Source organism: Rhodococcus pseudokoreensis (assembly GCF_017068395.1).
In the GTDB taxonomy this organism is placed as follows: Bacteria; Actinomycetota; Actinomycetes; order Mycobacteriales; family Mycobacteriaceae; genus Rhodococcus_F; species Rhodococcus_F pseudokoreensis.
Genome location: NZ_CP070619.1, coordinates 5,471,836 through 5,490,180, shown reverse-complemented (window position 1 = coordinate 5,490,180; position 18,345 = coordinate 5,471,836). Strand labels below are relative to the sequence as shown.

Here is an 18,345-nt window from a genome sequence, read left to right as displayed (position 1 = left end):
GAAGCCCTCGACCTACCCGTCCTCCCAGGTTCGATAGGTCGTGAACTCACGTTCCGCCAAGCGCGGAAGGGCGTCGTTCACGCCGAAAGTCTTCGCATGCTCGGACTCGACATGGCGGCGGAACGCGTCCTCGTCGACGTACTGCTCGTAGAAGAAGAACGAGTGGTCGTCGTGAGGGTCGCGGTGCGCTTGATACAGGATGACCCCCTCCTCGGCGCGAGTCGGCGGAATCAGTTTGTCGATCGCAGCGGCGACAGCGGAGGCCTCACCAGGCTTGGCAGTCCATTTCACGGTGACGACGTAGGGCATGTGGTCGATTCCCTTCTCGCTACACGGGTGCTCGGTCAGCTCTTGGCGTCGACGACGACGGACACCGAACTCGGTCGTTCGTCGACGAAGTACAACGCGACCATTGCCACGACAGGCCCGGCCGCGAGTGTCGCGAACGCTGCCAGAAACGACTTGCCCGATGCTGCGAACACGGCGCCCACCGTGATGGGGACGAGCACGCTGCCTATGTTCCAGAATGCGTTGGTGACACCCGCTGACGAGCCGACGACGTGGCTGGAGACGAGTCGCGGGATCAGTGCCACGAGCAGGGGCAGGTAGCAGTACGCGGACAGCCCGAGGAAGGGTGCGGCGAGCAGGAATCCGATTGGTGTACTGAGCATTCCGAAGACGAGCAGTGTGATGGCGAAGCATCCGAGGACGATCATGGCGGGAACCCGCCGGGCACCGTTGAAACGGTCGGAGACGATGCCGATGAGGGGTTTGCCGAAGACACCGAGCGCGGCGAAGAGTGCCACAATGAAACCCGCGGTCGAGGGAGTCACCGAGTGGCCCTTGATCATCAGGGTGTTCGACCAGGTGATGAATCCGTAGGTTCCCCAGCATCCGCCGAAGCCGGCGACTGCGACGAGCATGAGATTACGGTTGCGCAGGATCGTCATGATCACCGCGCGGGTGGACCCGGAATCGGTTGCGGCGGCACGTACGTCCACGGGGCCGGATCGGAGCAGGAACCAGCACACCGCACCGGCAACGACGGACAGGGCGCCGAAGAGGTGGTAGGACGTTGTCCAGGCGAAGTGTTCGATCAGCATGGGAACGGTGGAATTCGCTACCACGACGCCGATCGACGTCGCCGACAGGAAGATACCCATCGCCTTCCCGAGCTCGTCGGGACGGAACCAGCTGGTGATGAGTTTGACGCCCGCCGCGTAGTCGGCGCCGGCGAACAGTCCGACAACCGCCTGAACCGCGATGCCGACGGTCGCCGAGGTGGTCGACCCGAAGATCATCATGAAGATTCCGGCGCCGACCAGGGACGTAGTGACGATCGTGCGCCCACCCAGGCGGTCACTCAGGAAGCCGTTGCCGGCATTCGAAAGGACGTACCCGATGTAGTACGCCGTTGCGAAGGATCCGAGGCTGGCCAACGGCACTCCGAGGTCCTCGCCGACGAACACCGAGGCGGGCCCCCACGTCGAACGATCGACGGACGTCAGGACCAGGGCCAGCCAGCACAGACCGAGGACGACCCACCGATACCGCGAGATCGCTGGTGAAGCTACGGCCAATCGTTCAGTCGTGCCTAGGGAGGTATCACTTTTCACGGCGCTGATCCTTTCGGGACTGTCGAACCGGACTCCGCTGGTTGCGTGAGTCACAGTAGGCCCGGGAAGTGAAATGGTCAACAACGCGGTTGCGATGCGCAAATGATTCGTAGCATGTCGTGGGGACGGCTCCGCCACTCGTGCGCCTTTCTGGTCGCGGGAACAACCAGAAAGGCGCACGGGCCCGGAGGGCCTAGACCTTTTCGCCGATCGCAGGGTCGCCGAACCGCGGCGGTCGCCCCTCGTTGTAGGCGGCGATGCCTTCTTTGAAATCGCCCTGACGCATGAAGTGACCGATGAGATCCTTCGAGCCGTCGATCGACTGTCGGGGTGCGAGGTGCAGAAGGTCCGCGTACATCTGCCGCTTCGCGGAGGTGACCGAGGCGGGAGAAACCTGGGTCGCAACCATCCGGGCCACCTTGTAGACCTCGTCCATGAAGTTTTCGCGCGGGAACAACCCGTTGAGGAAGCCCATCTTGTCGAGTTCCTCCGAGTAGACGATTCGTCCGGTGTACAGAATGTCAGCGGCGTGTGTGAGGCCGACGATGCGCGGGAGGATCCACGACAGTCCGTACTCCGCGGGAAGACCGAGACGAGGTGTCGACGTCGTAAATTTGATTCCCTCGGCGGCGAACCGGAAGTCGCAGAAGCTGGCGATGGCTGCTGCGATGCCCGCACATGCACCGTTGATGGCGGCAATCACCGGTACGCGCAGACCCCACTGCCAGATGACGTCGGTCTCGAACTCCGGGTTCACACCCGTCCCCGGTTGCGCGGCCGCGCTCGCGTCGACGGTATCCGCGTAGTCGTCCGTGCTCGTGGTGTAGAAATTGAGGGCCTTGGTGTCCGCTCCGACGCAGAACTGGTTGCCGCTGCCGGTCAGCACGACGACTCGCACCGTGGGGTCGTTGTCGAGAGTGTCCATGATCCAGCGGTACTCGGTATTCATGAGGTTCGTCCACGAGTTGCCGCGCCCGGGACGGTGGAACCACACTGTTGCGATCCCGTGGTCGTCGATCTCGTATTTCGTGACTTTGAGTTCCATCGTTGCCTTCTCTTGCCTTGTGCGGGAGGTTGTTCGAGGAGCCGGGCCTCGACTAGTCGAGAGGTTCGGGCTGCCACTGCTCCAGGACGTGCTCGGATTCGACGATCTCGCCCGTGATGCGGTGCGGGCTCGCCGAACAGAGGATGACGGCGGCCCGCGCCATCACATCGGGGCTCTCGGCTTCGGGGTCGTCCGCCTGGAGGACGCCGTGGAACACCGGTCCGGGCGTCGCCACCAACCTGGACGGCCGCAGGGCGTTGACGGTGATGCCGTGCTGGAGATTCTCGGCGGCGAAGCCCGTCGTCATCCTCTCGAGGGCGGCCTTGACCATCCCGTAGCCGGTAGTTGTTCCCTTGGCGTTGAATCGCGACGGGGGAACCTCGGGATGGCGTGATTCGCTCGAGGTGATGTTGAGCATCCAGCCCTCACCTCTCTCGCGCATCCCGGGGAGTGCGAGTTGGCTCAGGTGCATGGGGGCCTGAACCTGGATGTCGAACATCAACTGGAGTCGGCGCAGCGCGAGGTCGGCGCCGGGCTGGAAGAACGTGACGGCGGCGTTGTTGACCAGGATGTCCACCTTGCCGAAACGGCGCACGCTGTCGCGCATGATGCGCTCCCGGTCTTCCGGATTCGTCAAGTCTGCGACGATCGACAACGAGTCACCCCCCGCCGCGTGGATGGCTTCGGCGGTCTCCTCCAGTGTTCCGGGGAGCTTGCCCGGTTGCTCGGAACTCGAACGCGCGGTCACGATCACCGAGGCGCCTTCCCGCGCGAATTCCTCGGCGATGGCGGCTCCGATACCTCGGCTGGCGCCCGTTACCAGGGCTACCTTCCCGTCGAGAATGCCCATTTTCTTCTTCTCCTGTTTGTCGTGCGAAATCAGCAATGGTGTGTCCTTGTGGGAAGCGCTATCTCGCCATGCCGATTCCTCCGTTCACACAGATCGTCTGGCCGGTCATGAAGCGGGATCCGTCGCCGGCGAGGAACACCATGACGGGGGCCAGGTCGCGATCGGGATCTCCGAGATCGCCGCCCAGCGGAACCTTGGCGTAGACGCCCGCACGTCCCTCCTTCGCTCCGGCGCGAGTCATGGCGGTCTTCATCGCCGGAACGACGATGTTCGCGCGGACCCCGTGCTGGGCGAACTCCAGGGCGATGGTGCGGGTCCACGCATGTACCGCACCCTTGGTCGCCGCGTACCCGCCGAGTTGGCGGATCGCAGTCATACCGGCATCGGAACCGAAATTGATGATGTGTCCCCCACCGGAGGCCTTCATTGCCGTGAAAGCGGCCTGGTTGGTGTAGAAGGTGCCGCGCACATTGACGTTCAGGAGAAAGTCGAAGTCTTCCGGCGCGAGTTCTTCCGCAGGCTTGGCTCGTTGCACACCGGCAACGTTGACCAGCACGTCCAATCCACCGAGTCGATCCGCCGCCGCGGCGACGGCGTCGAAGACCTGGCCGCGATCGGAGACGTCCACAACCTGAAAAGTCGTGTCTCCACCGGTTTCTGCGGCAATCGAGTGTGCCGTCGCGCGGACGCGATCCTCGTCTACGTCCATCGCCACGACGCTGGCTCCTTCGCGCGCCAGGGCGCGCGCCGTGGACTCACCGACGCCCTGTGCGGCTCCGGTGACGATGATGCGCTTGTTTCGCAATTGCATCGCGTTTCTTCTTTCCTCAGCTGTAGCTTGTCGCGCGGGTTCGGATGTGTTTCAGGCTGCGCATTCGGCATCGAGCTGCCGGATGAGATCCGCCAGTGGGTCGGGTCGGCGTCGATGCACCACGTGGTCGGCGCCGTCGATCTGCACGAGTTTCGCGCCCCGGACTTCCGCGGCCAGGACGCGGGCGGCACGCGTGTGCCGTGGGTCTGTCGCCGTGCCGTAGGCCGACACGACCGGAACACGTATCCGCGCTGGGTGGTACGGCGCGGGGATGCCGTGAACGGCTGACCACAGTTCGGTTGCCCAGGCCGGTGCGCTGGCGAGAAACGACCCCTTCTTGTCCGACGGGAGTTCGTCCCATCGCTCCGTGCCCATAGCCCTGCGCATGAATGTCTCTGCAGCCCGGTCGAGTTCCCCACGATCGCAATCGAGACTCTCCGGCAGCGGGACTTCCGGCCACCACGGCGCCCACGGCATGGGTGCTTCGTAGGCCACGACACCGCGCACCAGATCCGGTGCCGTCGCGGCCGCAGCGAGCGCGATGACGCCACCGAAGCTGTGCCCCAGCACGACCGCGGGGTCGTCGCCCAGCACGGAGACAAGATCCTCGACATGCCCGGCGACATCGAGGGCGTCGTCGCCCGGGTGCCTCGACCGTCCATATCCGCGCCGGTCGTATCGCGTGACATTCAGGTCCGGCAGCCGATCCTCGACGCGCGCGAAGCTCGCCGACGAGTCCATCGATCCGTGCACGATGACGACGCGAGCCGATGTGGGAACCCTGTGGGCGTTCGGCCGCGTCGCGTTGTACAGGGGTGGCCGGCACCGCGCGATATCAGTCACGGGGCATCCCCAGGGACTTCTCCGCGATCGAATTCCGGACGATCTCATCGGTGCCGGCGAAGATGTGCACACCGGGCTCTCCCAGGACGAAGGAGTTCCACGAGAAGGTGCCCCATTCGCCGGTATCGGCGGCGAGCTTGGGACCGAGTACGTTGCTCACGAAATCCGCGACTTTGCGGAGATTGATGCTGAGCGCGAGCTTGCTCACCAATGGGGCGGGATCGCTGCGCAGGAACGGGGCGGCGACCATGTCCGTCCCCTGGGCGCCGAGTTGCCGGGCCGCCCAGAAGCCGGTCATGGCTTTGATGAGGTCCTGTCGGACGAGGGGGTCGTCCGAAACGCCCACACCGCGGACCATTTCGACCAGCCGCTCGCCGTTTGCGATGCCGGAGCCCGATTTCCCCATTCCGCCGCCGATTCCGGCGCGCTCGCGCGCGAGGATCTCGCGGACGATGTCCCATCCCTGGCCGATCTCGCCGAGCAAACCGGAGGCCGGAACATGAGCGTCGTCGAAATAGACCTCGTTGAAGGCAGCTCCGCCCGTCATCTGCTTCAGGGGAAGTACCTTGACCCCGGGTTGGTGCATATCGATGAGAAAAGCGGAGAACCCGGACTTTCCGGCCTCGGTTCCGGTACGGCAGAACACCACTCCGACATCGGCGAGGTGTGCATCCGAGGTCCACACCTTCTGCCCGTTGATCCGCCAGCCGGTGTCGTCTCGGGTCGCCTTGGTGCGCGCGGAGAACAGATCTGATCCGGCCTCGGGTTCACTGAAGAGTTCGCACGCCATCAGGTCTCCGCGGTGCAGAGCGCGGGGCACCTCCCGCTTGGTGTCGTCGTTCGCGTACTTCAAGATGACGGGGCCGACGACGTGGTCGAGCTTGAAGTAGTTGTCGGCGGGTACATCGAATTGGCGTTCGAGTCGGCGGTACAGCCGTGAATACTTCGACGGGAGACCACGGCCCCCGAACTCCGCCGGCCCGTCCAGCCAACCGAACCCCGCATCGAACCGCGTGCGGCGCCAGTCCCGGGCCTCGGCGAGTCGAGCCCGCTCCTCCTCCGAATCCGGCTCTTCCCACAGGTCCACACCCGTGTCTTCGCCCACGCCCCATGTCAGTTTCTCGCGCGCACCACCGCGTCTCGGTGCGTTGCGTTCCAGGAACGCGAGAACCTCGCGTTCGAACTCCGCCGGCGAGAGAGTGGCCGTTGTGCTCTGTGCGTCTGCTTCGATGGTCATCCGATCACCCCTGCTGTTCGAAGTGTTGAAATTCTGTCCTTGGCCCAGCCGAGCTCGGACAAGATGCTGTCGGTGTCCTGCCCGGGTTTCGGGCGCGGATGAGCGTGTGACGGCGTCCGGCCGAAGCGCGGTGCCGGTGCGGGTTCGAGGAATCCGTCGACGTCGACGAATGCATCGCGTTCCCGGTGATGGGGGTGCGTCTCGGCCTCGCCCGGCGACAGCACCGGCGCGAAGCATGCTTCCGCCTCGGCCATCACCGCACACCAGTCGTCCCGTGTTCGTTCGGCGAACGCCGCCGCCAGCAGCTTCTTGCGGCTCTGCCACTGGCTGCGATCGAATTGCGGGAACATCTGGTCCCGGTCGAGCCGCAGAACGTCGACCAACTGCTCGTAGAACTTCGGTTCCACCGCGCCGACGGAGACGTATCCGCCGTCGCGGGTTTCGTAGACCTCGTAGAACGGTGCGCCGCTGTCGAAGAGGTTCGTGCCCCGGTCATCCGCCCACCGCCCCACCGACCGAAGGTGGTGTACGACGGTCATCAGCAGCGAAGCGCCGTCGACGCAGGCGGCGTCCACGACCTGCCCGCGGCCGGACGCCGAGCGCTCGACGAGTGCGCCACAGATACCCACTGCGAGCAGCATCCCGCCACCACCGAAATCTCCGACGAGGGCCAGGGGTGGGACCGGCGCGTCGCCGGACCGCCCGATCGGCTCCAGTGCGCCGGCGACCGCGATGTAGTTGATGTCGTGCCCGGCCACCTGTGCCAGCGGACCGTTCTGCCCCCACCCGGTCATCCGGCCGTAGACGAGACCGGGATTCGTGGACAGGCAGTCGTCGGGGCCGAGGCCGAGTCGTTCCATGACCCCCGGGCGATTCCCCTCGATGAGCACGTCGGCGGTGGCGATGAGCTCCCGGACGAGGTCTCGACCGGCGGCTTCTTTCACATCCACGACGATCGACCGCCTGCCGCGGCCGAAGCTGTCCAGCTTCCGCGTCTTCTCGGGATCGGAGGTCGGGCGTTCCACGCGAATCACGTCCGCTCCCATGTCCGCCAGCAGCATCGCGCAAAACGGTGCCGGGCCCTGGCCGCCCATTTCGACGACCCGCACTCCCGTCAGCGTTCCGGTCACTTCGACCTCTCTTCCTCCGTCACCGGTGTGCGGTGCCATGGTCTGATTGGGGGTTACCCGACGTCAGGTTGCGCTGAGCTCGTCGACGAGGTCGGCGGCGCCGAGATCGATCCACTGCTGTCCCAGATCGCGCTTCGCCATCTTCCCGATTCCGCTCATCGGAAGCTGCTCTCGCCGGATCCACCACCGCTCCGGGATTTCGTAACGCGCGAGCAGTTGCTTGCAGTGGTCCGTGAGTGCCGCGATCGTGGGCAGGTCCGCGTCTGCGTGCGGTACGACCACCGCGCCGACAATTTCGCCGAGGTCGTCGTCCGGTAGGCCGAGCACGCCTGCCTCTGCAACGGCCGGATGCTTCAGCAGGGTGTTCTCGATGTTGGCGGACGCGATGTTCTCGCCGCCTCGGATGATCACTTCTTTTACGCGTCCGGTGACGTAGAGGTAGCCCTCGTCATCGATCCGCCCCAGGTCACCCGTGCGGATCCACCCGTCGGCGTCCTCGATCGGCCCCTCCCCGAGATATCCCTCCGGCACGTTGGGTGTGCGCCCGAGGATCTCGCCGACGCCGTTCTCGTCGGGATCGGCGATCCGCAGTTCGACAACCGGGAGGGCCTTTCCGACCCGGCCGGCGTGACTGCCGATCTCCGCGCCGGCGCCCGCGGCGAGCAACCCACCCGTCTCGGTGAGTCCGTAGAGACTTCCCACCCGCTTCTTGACGTTGGGGAACGCCTCTTCGATCCGCGACCGCATCGTGGCCGGGACTGGTGAGCCTCCCAGCGGGATCGAGCTGAGGGTCGAGGTGTCGTGGTCGCCGAGCGCGGGATGGTCGAGAACCCGCGACACCATCGTCGGGATGCTGCCCCAGGACTTCACCTTTTCGGTCTCGATCAGGCGCAGTACATCGGCGGGGTCGAACTTGCCGTCGAGCAGGACGAGTTTTCCGCCCTGGAGAAGGGTTCCGCAGCTCACCTGGACACCCGCGAGATGGAAGAGGGGAACCGTCTGCAGACTGGTCGTCCCGGGATGGTCGTCGGTGAGTTCGCTGGGGAGTCGCCGTGTCATGGCCAGCAGGTTGTGCAGGTTTCCGATGATCGAGCGCTGGGACTTGAGGATGCCCTTGGGCGCACCGGTGGTTCCCGAGCTGAACATGATGACGGCCGGGTCCTCCTCGCTGACGTGCACCTCGGGGAGTACCGCCGGGTCCCCGGCATCGACGATGGCGCGAAGCTCGGTGAAGGAGATGCGCGGCGCGGAGTGGATTTCGCGTTCGGAAATGACCAGCTTCGATTCGCTCTTCCGAACGAGCGCATCCACTTCGTTGTCGCTCCACCACGAATTACCAAGGGCAGCAACCGCTCCGAGTGACTGGATCGCCCAGAACGTCACGACCCACTCGATGCTGTTGAAGCCCAGCAGCAACACGCGATCGCCCTTGCCGAATCCGTATGCGGACAGGCGATTCGCCACTGCCGCGACGGCCCGCTCGTGGTCGCGGAAGGTCAGCCGCCGCGCACCTTGGACGAGCAGTTCCCGGTCACCCCACCGGCGCGCTTCGATGAGGAGGTCGCGGACGCGACGCGGCCGGTCCTTGTACATCAGGGACGGCCTGCCGTGCACTGTGCCCCGGACCACCTCGCGGCTCCACGTGACGTTGGTCGCCTGATCCGTATCCAGACTCATTGATGATTCCTTCCGAAGGTCCGGGCCCTGACAAGCCCGATTTGGGGATTCGGCGCGAGCCGCACATCGATGCGAGTGCGTCACGTCCAGTGACCCGAGCGCGGGCTCCACAATGGTTCTACCAATTGTTACCGCGGCGGGCATTCCTTGTCAATGCACGGCCGGGCATTTCGGACGAGGCGCTCCTGGCGCCTACGCCCCGTAGACAGCGTTCAGTTGCGCGGTGTCGTAGTACTCCTCGAACGACTTCACCCTGCCGTCCTCGAAGCGAAAGATCTGGACATATCTCCCCTGGTAGCTGAGGTGCTTGTCGCCCCAGACTCCGCGAGTCCGCACATCGACGTCGCTGTGCGAGCGCACCACGACGACGTCCGGATCCTCACCCGGGATGATGCCGTCGATGTACCAATCGAAGCGTCCCTGCATGTCGTCGTGAATCGGATCCCAGAACGCCCTGACCGCCGTCCATCCACGGTGCGACCCGATCTGGCATGTCGCCACATCGTTCGCCACATACGGCGTCAGAACCTCGGGCTCGTCCTCGACCCACAGCGCGTAGAACCGTTCCTTGTCCCTGAGATAGAGCGAGAAGAACTCGATGACGACGTCGATATTGCTGCGCGCGCGATCGTTTCGCGCGAGGGGCTCCGATGTGAGCGTCACACCGTTCACTACCGTGGTCATCTGGTGCTCCCGTCGTCGGCTGGGTCGAGTGTCGGAATGTGTGCCGGAACCGCGTCGAGGATGACGGTCTTGTTCTCCAGGAAGGGCCGCAGCCCGTCGACGCCGCCTTCGCGGCCGATTCCCGACTGCTTGAAACCGCCGAAGCCGATCCGCATGTCGCTGCGAAACACGTTGTGCCCGACAGTGCCCGATCGAAGACGTCGCGCAACGGCGTAGGCCCGATCCGGGTCGTGCGTGAAAACCGAGTTGTTGAGGCCGAAATCCGTGTCGTTGGCAAGCTCGAGCGCGTGCTCCTCGTTGTCGGCCGCGATGACGCTGAGAACGGGCCCGAAGATTTCCTCGCGGGCGACCGTCGCGGCGTTGTCCACCTCCGCGAGGACCGTGGGTTCGAAGAACCAGCCCCGCGTGAGACCGGCGGGCCGGCCGCCGCCGAACGCCAGTCGCGCTCCTTCTGCGACGCCGGTGTGGACGTACCGTTCCACCTTCTCGAGCTGGCGCCGAGTGGCGATCGGCCCCATGCCGGTGGCCGCATCGAACGGGTCACCGACGGTCACACCCGCGAACTCCGCGGCCAGTGCGTCGACGAGTTCGTCGTGTCGGCCACGGGTCACGATGACCCTCGACAACGCGGAGCACACCTGACCGGTCAGGAAGCAGGCGTATGCGGCGATATCGGCGGCTGCGGTCGCGACGTCGTAGTCGTCGAGCACGACAGCGGCCGACTTCCCGCCGAGTTCCAGGGTGATTCGCGCGATCCGGTCGGCGGCGATCCCGGCGATTCGCCGTCCGGCCGCCAGCGAACCCGTGAACGTGATCTTGTCGACGCCCGGGTGACGCACCAGCCGCTCCGAGGGACCGCGGTCGGCGGTCACGACGTTGAGAACGCCCGGTGGCAATCCGATCTGTTCGGCGATCTCCGCCATGACGTACCCCGCGCCGGGTGCCTCCGGCGACGACTTCAGGACCACCGTGCAGCCGGCCAGCAGGGCGGGTGCGATCTTGTACGCCATGATGTTGATCGCCGCGTTCCACGGGACGATCGCACCCACGACACCCACCGGCTCCCGGACCAGCAGCGCGAGACGACCACCTCCCGGCGGATCGTCGAACCGCTCCTCGAAAGAGAACGTGCCGGCGAGGTCGGCGTAGTAGTCGTAGACATCGCCGATGGTGCCGGCGAACGCATGGGCGACCGCATGAGTGCTGCCCATTTCGCTCGGCCAGATCTGCGCGATGTCGTCGACCCGAGCGCGTAGCGCAGCGCCCATCGCTCGCAGGTATCCCGCCCGCTCGTCGTGGGTCAGTCGTGGCCACGGACCGTCGTCGAAGGCGGCCCGCGCCGCGGCGACCGCACGGTCGATGTCGGCCTCGGTCGCATCCGCCACGCGCACGTAGACCTTCTCCGTCGACGGATCGATGACGTCGATGCCTCCGCCGCTTTCGGGGCGGACCCATTTCCCGTTGACGAACAAGCTGTCGGGATGTGCGATCGGCACTGATGTACTACGCATTGTCACTCCTGAGATCGGGGGAGGTCGTGGGCAGTGACCGCACTCCGGCATCGGACTCGGTGACCACCGTCATCTCCCGCGCGTTGGGAAGCCAGAACCACGCCACAAATATTTCGATGACCGCGACCGCCGTCACGTAGTAGGCGGGTGCGAGGGCCGAGAAGTTCGTGACCAGCCAGGTGGCGATGAGGGACGCGGTACCGCCGAACAGGGCAAAACCGAGTTGGTAGGGCAGGGCGCTGGCCGACGCGCGGACGTCGACGGGGAACAGTTCGACGACCGCGAAGCCCGCGGCGAGGTTCATCGGGTACAGGAGCGTCGTGTACCCGGCTATTGCGATGGTGGCGAATACCGGTCCGTGGCCGATCAGGGCGAAGGCGGGAACGGTCCAGACGGCGAGTCCGGCGGCGAGGGTGATCGCGAACCGCTTCCGTGTCACGGTGTCCGACCACCGGCACAGGACCATCACGAAGGGCGCGGCGATCAGGAACCCGAGCACCATGACGAGCAAAGCGGTGGTCATCGAGTACCCCTCGAATTTGACCATGAGGGTGGTCATGAAGCCGATCAGCATGTAGCCGGCGAGCGAGACCAGTCCCACCCACGCGAACAGCGTCAGCATCTCCTTCTTGACCGTACGAAAGGCCTGGACGAGGGGAACGTGTCGGCCGACCTGCTTGGCGACCTCCGCGGACGCCGCGGTGAAGGCCTCCGATTCCTGCAGCTTCAGCCGAAGGACCAGGCCGAGGACGCCGAGTGGCGCGCCGATCAGGAACGGGATCCGCCACCCCCACGACTGCATTTGATCGGCCGTCGTCACGAAGTTCATGACGAGGGCGACGATCGCGCCGCTCGCGACGCCGGCCATGACCGAAACGACCAGCCACGACCCGTTCCGGCCGCGTTCGGCGACGGGTGAGTGCTCGATGACGAGGACGTACGCTCCGCTCTGCTCGCCGCCGGCCGAGAAGGCCTGCATCAGTCGGCAGGCGAGCAGCAGGGCCGGTGCGGCGACGCCGATCAGTGCGTACGACGGGAGGAGACCGATCATGGCGGTCGACGCACTCATCAGCACGACGGCGATCAGCAGCGCCCGCTTACGACCCCACCGATCCCCGACATGGCCGAAGACGATGGCGCCGACCGGCCGCATGACGAAGGCACCACCGTATACACCGAATGTCGCGAGAAGTGCCGCCTGGCTGCTGTAGTCGGGAAAGAACTGCTGCGAGATGATGATCGCAAAGAACCCGTAGAGGGTGAAGTCGTAGAACTCGATGAAATTGCCGACCGCTCCCGCTCGCGTCGCCCGCGCTCGGATTCGTTTGGCATCTGTCGTTGCCGGTGTCGTCTCAACGCTCACGTGCTTCTCCGTTTCTCGGTCTACGATGCCAGAATTCCGTTGTCACGCAGAGCCTGAATCTCGTTCTCGTGGTAGCCCACTTCTCCGAGGATCTCGTCGGTGTGCTCGCCGAGCCGCGGTGCGTATCCCCACGGACCGGTGGCGGCATTCTCGAACCGGATGGGATTGTTCGGCACCTTGTAGGTGCCGTACTCGGGGTGGGTCAGCTCGGTGACCGCCTGATTCGCAAGCACCTGCGGGTCTTCGAGAGCGTCCTCGAGCCGGTGGATCGGACCGCAGGGCACCCCCGCCTCCTCGAGCTTTCGCAGCCAGTACTCGGCCGGATGCTTGCTGAAGATGGTCTGGAGCCGCCCGCACAGCTCGTCCCTGTTCTCGATCCGCTGGGTGTTGGTGGTGTAGGCGGGGTCTCGGAAGTCGTCGTACTCGTCGAGCATCGGGACCAGCTTGTTCCAGAACTTGTCGTTGAGCACCGCCAGGATGAAGTGCTTGTCGTCCGAACCGAGGAAGGGCTGGTAGGGCACCAACTGGGGGTGCCCGCCACCCTGCGGCCTGAACGGCACGCGCGTCTTGTCGTAGGCGGTGATGTAGTTCGCGAACGCCGCCACCTGGCCATCGAGGAGATTGATGCTGATCTTGTCGCCCACGCCGGTCTGATCGCGCAGCCGCAACGCCGCGCACACGCCGAATCCGACGAAGAACGATCCGACGAAGTCGGCGATGGGGACGCCCACCTTCACCGGACCGCCGCCCACCTCACCGGTCACACCCATCATGCCGCTCAGCGCCTGGGCGAGAATGTCCATGCCCGGCTGATCCGCGCGCGGGCCGCTTTCACCGAATGCGGTGATGGAACAGTAGATCAGGCGGTCGTTGATCTTCCGTAGCGTGTCGTAGTCGATTCCCATCCGCTTCACCGCGTCCGGGCGAAATGCCACGACGAACACGTCGGCGTCGCGGACCAACCGCTCGAGTACTTCGAGCCCCTCGCGGCTCTTCAGGTCGAGGGCGATGGATCGCTTGCTGCGGTTGACGCCGAAGAAGTACGCGCTCTCGCCGTGATCGAAGGCGCTGTCGACGTACCGGAAGCTGTCTCCCTGGAGCGGCTCGACCTTCACGACGTCGGCGCCGAGATCACCGAGAAGCGATGTGCCGTACGGTCCGGCTCCGATTTGTGACAGATCGACAATTCGCACTCCGGACAGTGGAAGTCGGCCTTCTGATCGTTCGGTTCGTCCGCCGAGCGGGTTGTGGTCGCGGTCTGACGAAATGGTCATCGATACCCCTACAGATCGTTGAGGAAGCGCCGCCGGTCGCGGGTGAGAATGCGCAACAACGAGGCGCGACATATGGTAGAACCATTAGAGGCGACTCCGCGAGGTCTGTCAACCAGCAGTTTCCGGGCGGCCTCACCGCACGACCCACACCGCACGCAGCCTGCGCCAACCAGCGGGCGAGAGGAGACATACGTGGCACACAACTTCGACAGTCGATTCGTCACCGTCGACGGACTTCGGGCACATCTCGTGACACCGGCAGACGCAACCTCCGGAAATGCCCCGGCTGTGCTCCTGCTGCCGATGATTACCGGGATCGGAGAACAGGTCCGGGAATTCGCGGAACTGATCGCCGGCGAGACAGGGGCGATCGCTCTCACGTGGGATCCGTGGCACGGGAAGAGTTCCGACGACACCCCCTTCGAGGAACTGCACGAGCTGCACGCACAGCTCGACGATGCGACGGTGCTCGACGAACAGCAGCGGCTCGTCGACTACCTGACGACCGAACACGGCGTCTCGTCCGTGGGCGTGATCGGGTGGTGCCTCGGTGGTCGATTCGCGCTGATTCTCGGCGCCCGCGATCCGCGAATCGAGAGTGTGGTCGCCTACCATCCCACCCTGCCGGGCGAGATTCAGCCTCATCACAGCATCGACGCCGTCGCGGCGGCAGCGGACATCCCGGCCCCGGTGATGGTGCACTACCCGGGCAAGGATTCGCTGGTCCCCCGCGAGAACTTCCTGAGCCTGCAGGCGGCGTTGCAGGGCAGGGACACCGACGCACCGACGATCGTCCATCTGTATCCGCGAGCCAAGCACGGGTTCAGTGATTCCCGACGGCACAACGAGCAGGTCAACGCCGATGCGTGGGCGATGTCGTGGCCGCAGACGCTCGATTTCCTCCGCGTTTCCGCCCGTCTGCGCGAACCGGCGGTGTAGCCCCCAAAGGCCGCGGTGTGCAGTGACAGTCGCTGACACCGCGGCCTTTCCGTATCGGTCGCGGGTGCGATCGGAGCGCCCGCTAGGCTCGCACCCATCCCGTGAACAGTCGCCTAGTTGTCCGGTAGATCGTTGCGAACTCACACCACACCGGGGCGTTCGGGCCCTTGTCGGCAACCGAGGCATTCACCTCGAGGATTCCGGAAGGCGAGCCCAGCCGGATCGGCGCTCCGTCCCGCGGTGTCCGCGCGTGGCGGTGAACCGCCGAATCGGGCAGTCGCGCCGCAACCGCCGCGCACAGCGCCCCTGTCAGCGGTAGCGCCCGATGAGCCTTCCCGTTGGACAGGAAGCGCACGGTCAGATCGACGACGCTCTCGTCGACTCGGTCGCCGGCGAGCGTCGTGTACGACTGGGGCGCGGCGACCAGGGCGATGAACGGGGTCATCCGGTTCTGCGCGGCCGACTGCTCGTCGGCCGCGAGGCCCATGCGCACCGATCCGGCGCGGCGGATCGCCTCCAACCGGGTCATCAGCCGATCATCGGCGTCGATCGTCTCGGGCAGTTCCGTGCCGTCCAGTCCCACCGCGGCCGCGTCGACGAACACCACCGGGTTGCCCGCGTCGACCAGACTCGCCGACAGTGCCGGCGCGCCGTCCACGACCAGGGCGTCGGTCGTGTGCCCGGTGGGGAGGAGCGAACCGGTACCCGCGCCGCCGGGGTCGAGGAAGTCCAATCGGATGGGCGCCCCGGCCCCCGCCACACCGTGGATCGTGTAGTCGCCCTGCTCGATCGCCCGGCCCGCCTCGACATCGAACGACGATGCAATGACCTTGCGGGTGTTGACGTTGTGTATCCGAACGGTGGTGTTGCCGTCCTCGGCGGCCACGAGGCCCTCGTCCACGGCGAACGGGCCGATCGCCGATGCCATGTTGCCGCAGTTGCCGACGTAGTCGACCGCCCGCCGGTCGATCTGGATTTGCGCGAACGTGTAGTCGACGTCCGCCCCCTCGATCGACGGCGGCCCGACGATGCATACCTTCGACAGCGACGACAATCCGCCGCCCATTCCGTCGAGTTGGCGTCCGTGGGGGTCGGGGCTTCCCATCGCGCGAAGGAAGATGGCATCACGCTGTGCCCGATCCGCCGGTAGGTCGCGCTCGTGGAAGACCAGTGCCTTGCTGGTGCCGCCGCGTATGAAGGCGGCGCGGTAATCGGTGTACATCCAGGTGGCCCCTCACTCAGAACGGCCGGGGGGCGAGCTCGGACTCCCCCACGGCGATCGACATTTCACCGACGGAATCGATCGCGATCGTGACGACGTCCCCGGCGGCGACCGGGCCGACGCCCTTGGGGGTGCCGCTCGCGATGACGTCGCCGGGCTGCAGGTCGACGACGGACGAGATGAATTCGATCGATTCGGCGATCGGCATGATCATGTCTTTCAGCCTTGCCTGCTGCCGCAGTTCCCCGTTGACGGACAGCCGGGAACCCAGTGTGTCGAGGGGTGGCACTTCGTCCGCGGTGACCAGATACGGACCGAGCGGGGTGAAGCTGCGGAACGACTTCCGCAGCGACCGGTCCTCCTCGAACTGGCCCGGTTCGATTCGCATCGTCAGGTCGATCAGACACGCATACCCGAAGACGTACTTCATGGCCTCCTCCCGTGGCACGTTGCGTCCGTGCCTGCCGATGATGACGCCCAGTTCGCATTCGTGGTCGAAGCGCCTGGTGGAGCCGGGCGGCAATGCGATCGGCTCGCCGGCGCCGCTCACCGAGCCGGCGGCCTTGAGAAAGAATCCGGTCTCGCGGGCCGTGCGTCCGCCCTTGGTGATCGCACGTTCCCCGATCTCTCCGATGTGCGCGTGATAGTTGGCCGGGATCGCGAACACCTGTGACGGAGCGGGGTTGGCCCCCCGCAGTGTGACGGTCGCGATCGACACGGTCGGTAGCGCATCTACGTCCGTCAGTCTGTCGGCGATCGTGGGCCAGTTCCGGATCACCCAGTTCATCCGCTGCTCCGGCCAGGTGTCGAACTCCGCGGGGATCAGAGAGGTGATGTCGCGGAGGTCGTCCCCCGCGACGATTCCGATGCGGTAGTCGTCGAAGCTCGCCAGTTTCATCGTGTCTCCTGTGTTTCCGGCACCGTCTCTTCGTGGTACGCATTGAGATATCGGAGAACCGGGCTGTCGTCGACGCGGAAGAGTCGCGCCTCGGTGGAGTGTGCGTTCAGGTGCCGGACCGCCGCCCACGGCGGGATCGCCAGGAAGTCGCCTGCGTTCCAGTCGAACTGCCTGCCGTTGACGACGGTCGTCCCGGCGCCCTCCACCACCCAGTAGACCTTGCTTCCGCTGTGCCGGTGGGTCACACCGGAGAAGCCCGGGCGCAATATCTGAATTTTCATCGACATCGACGGCAACGCCGCTCCGCCGTCGGTGGGATTCTGGTATTCGAGGATGACGTCGTCGGCAGGATCGGGGTCGAGGCCCCGTGCGCGGCCGAGCGCGATATCGGTTTGGTCTTTCGGGTAGACGAGCAGAGGGTTGACGGCCGGTCTCGGTGCCGGTCCGACCGGTCGGAGAATGCCGGAGCCGTACTCCTGCCACGACTTCTGCGGCTGACGGCTGACGGGCTGCGTCTCTTCCGGGTAGGGCTGGAAGAAGATGTTGTGCAGGTTCCGCATGAGGGACACATCGAGGACGTCGAGCCAGATCATCGGTTCGTCACCGGCGTGCACGTGGTCGTGCCAGGCCCACCCGGGCGTCAACACCAGGTCTCCGGCGTTCATCTCGTAGTTCTCACCGTCGACGGTGGTGCTGCACCCACTCCCGTGCATGACGAAGCGGAACGCGTCCGGTGTGTGACGGTGCGCGGTGGCGACCTCACCGGGGCGGATGTACTGGATCGACGCCCAGAAGGTGGGTGTCGTTCCGTATTCGAGGCCGGGATTGGCCAGCCGAAGAGTCCGGCGGTCACCTCCCGGTCGCAGGTCGAGCACGCGGCCGAGTTCCTCGAGATAGCCGAGCAGATCCGCCCACCGCCAGTGCATCGGCTGCATCGACGACTGGGGCGCCGGGGTGAAGAGCGGCGGGTCGTCGGGCTGCTGGATCCGGAGTCCGGCTTCCGCCAGGGTTGCGCGCAGGCGACGACGTTCGTCGGCGTCGCCGGCGACGGCAGTGTGAGAGTGCGTCATGGTGTTCTCCTCGCGACATCGGCACGTATTGGTAGAACCATTTTGGATGGTAATGCGGTCGACGTCGTTTCACAACAGCTCTCTTGACGTGACCAAATGGTTCTACCATACTCGGACTCAGTCGCCGATCTTTCGCTACGCAAGCGAATTCACGACGCGCACTTAACAAGAAAGG

At 65.4% G+C, this 18,345-nt stretch carries 17 protein-coding genes; 1 reads left to right on the top strand and 16 read right to left on the bottom strand.

The window, feature by feature from the left end; all coding sequences use genetic code 11:
* Positions 1-12: 12 nt before the first annotated feature.
* The 13 genes from JWS13_RS30260 to JWS13_RS30200 form a co-directional block, all read right to left on the bottom strand.
* Positions 13-309, bottom strand: a complete 297-nt coding sequence (locus tag JWS13_RS30260; RefSeq protein ID WP_206009054.1) for a putative quinol monooxygenase — start codon at positions 307-309, stop codon at positions 13-15.
* A gap of 35 nt (positions 310-344) precedes the next feature.
* On the bottom strand, positions 345-1,580 hold the full coding sequence (locus JWS13_RS30255) for an MFS transporter (protein ID WP_241032396.1): 1,236 nt from the start codon (positions 1,578-1,580) through the stop codon (positions 345-347).
* 229 nt (positions 1,581-1,809) lie between these two features.
* Entirely contained in the window at positions 1,810-2,661 is an 852-nt protein-coding gene (locus JWS13_RS30250) for an enoyl-CoA hydratase-related protein (protein ID WP_206009053.1), read from the bottom strand.
* Positions 2,662-2,713: 52 nt separating this feature from the next.
* The gene (locus JWS13_RS30245) at positions 2,714-3,547 is read right to left on the bottom strand and encodes an SDR family NAD(P)-dependent oxidoreductase (protein WP_206009052.1); all 834 of its coding nucleotides are present in this window, start codon (positions 3,545-3,547) and stop codon (positions 2,714-2,716) included.
* Between the two features lie 22 nt (positions 3,548-3,569).
* Positions 3,570-4,322, bottom strand: coding sequence for an SDR family NAD(P)-dependent oxidoreductase (locus JWS13_RS30240; protein WP_160100762.1), 753 nt, complete (start codon positions 4,320-4,322; stop codon positions 3,570-3,572).
* Positions 4,323-4,373: 51 nt separating this feature from the next.
* A complete protein-coding gene (locus JWS13_RS30235; RefSeq protein ID WP_206009051.1) occupies positions 4,374-5,165 on the bottom strand; it encodes an alpha/beta fold hydrolase in 792 nt (263 codons plus the stop codon).
* Positions 5,158-6,402: an acyl-CoA dehydrogenase family protein gene (locus JWS13_RS30230; protein ID WP_206009050.1), complete on the bottom strand. Its 1,245-nt coding sequence runs from the start codon at positions 6,400-6,402 to the stop codon at positions 5,158-5,160. The genes JWS13_RS30235 and JWS13_RS30230 overlap by 8 nt, the downstream gene beginning before the upstream one ends.
* Positions 6,399-7,571: a CaiB/BaiF CoA transferase family protein gene (locus JWS13_RS30225; protein ID WP_275957309.1), complete on the bottom strand. Its 1,173-nt coding sequence runs from the start codon at positions 7,569-7,571 to the stop codon at positions 6,399-6,401. Before JWS13_RS30225 ends, JWS13_RS30230 begins: the two co-directional genes overlap by 4 nt.
* Positions 7,572-7,595: 24 nt before the next feature.
* Complete coding sequence (locus JWS13_RS30220; protein WP_206009049.1) at positions 7,596-9,209, bottom strand: class I adenylate-forming enzyme family protein; 1,614 nt, start codon at positions 9,207-9,209, stop codon at positions 7,596-7,598.
* 192 nt (positions 9,210-9,401) lie between these two features.
* Complete coding sequence (locus tag JWS13_RS30215; protein ID WP_206009048.1) at positions 9,402-9,893, bottom strand: nuclear transport factor 2 family protein; 492 nt, start codon at positions 9,891-9,893, stop codon at positions 9,402-9,404.
* The gene (locus JWS13_RS30210) at positions 9,890-11,404 is read right to left on the bottom strand and encodes an aldehyde dehydrogenase (RefSeq protein ID WP_206009047.1); all 1,515 of its coding nucleotides are present in this window, start codon (positions 11,402-11,404) and stop codon (positions 9,890-9,892) included. Before JWS13_RS30210 ends, JWS13_RS30215 begins: the two co-directional genes overlap by 4 nt.
* Entirely contained in the window at positions 11,397-12,767 is a 1,371-nt protein-coding gene (locus JWS13_RS30205; protein WP_206009046.1) for an MFS transporter, read from the bottom strand. The genes JWS13_RS30210 and JWS13_RS30205 overlap by 8 nt, the downstream gene beginning before the upstream one ends.
* 20 nt (positions 12,768-12,787) lie before the next feature.
* Positions 12,788-14,041, bottom strand: coding sequence for a CaiB/BaiF CoA transferase family protein (locus JWS13_RS30200; protein WP_206009045.1), 1,254 nt, complete (start codon positions 14,039-14,041; stop codon positions 12,788-12,790).
* Positions 14,042-14,233: 192 nt separating this feature from the next.
* On the opposite strand from JWS13_RS30200, the gene JWS13_RS30195 reads away from it, so the two are divergent.
* A complete protein-coding gene (locus tag JWS13_RS30195; RefSeq protein ID WP_241032395.1) occupies positions 14,234-14,980 on the top strand; it encodes a dienelactone hydrolase family protein in 747 nt (248 codons plus the stop codon).
* Positions 14,981-15,062: 82 nt separating this feature from the next.
* On the opposite strand, the gene JWS13_RS30190 is transcribed toward JWS13_RS30195, so the two are convergent.
* Genes JWS13_RS30190 through JWS13_RS30180 form a run of 3 tightly spaced genes read right to left on the bottom strand, consistent with a single transcriptional unit; the run spans position 15,063 to position 18,170 of the window.
* Positions 15,063-16,202: a 2-methylaconitate cis-trans isomerase PrpF family protein gene (locus JWS13_RS30190; protein WP_206009043.1), complete on the bottom strand. Its 1,140-nt coding sequence runs from the start codon at positions 16,200-16,202 to the stop codon at positions 15,063-15,065.
* Between the two features lie 16 nt (positions 16,203-16,218).
* Complete coding sequence (locus tag JWS13_RS30185) at positions 16,219-17,100, bottom strand: fumarylacetoacetate hydrolase family protein (RefSeq protein WP_206009042.1); 882 nt, start codon at positions 17,098-17,100, stop codon at positions 16,219-16,221.
* Positions 17,097-18,170: a cupin domain-containing protein gene (locus JWS13_RS30180; RefSeq protein WP_206009041.1), complete on the bottom strand. Its 1,074-nt coding sequence runs from the start codon at positions 18,168-18,170 to the stop codon at positions 17,097-17,099. The genes JWS13_RS30185 and JWS13_RS30180 overlap by 4 nt, the downstream gene beginning before the upstream one ends.
* Positions 18,171-18,345: the final 175 nt, after the last annotated feature.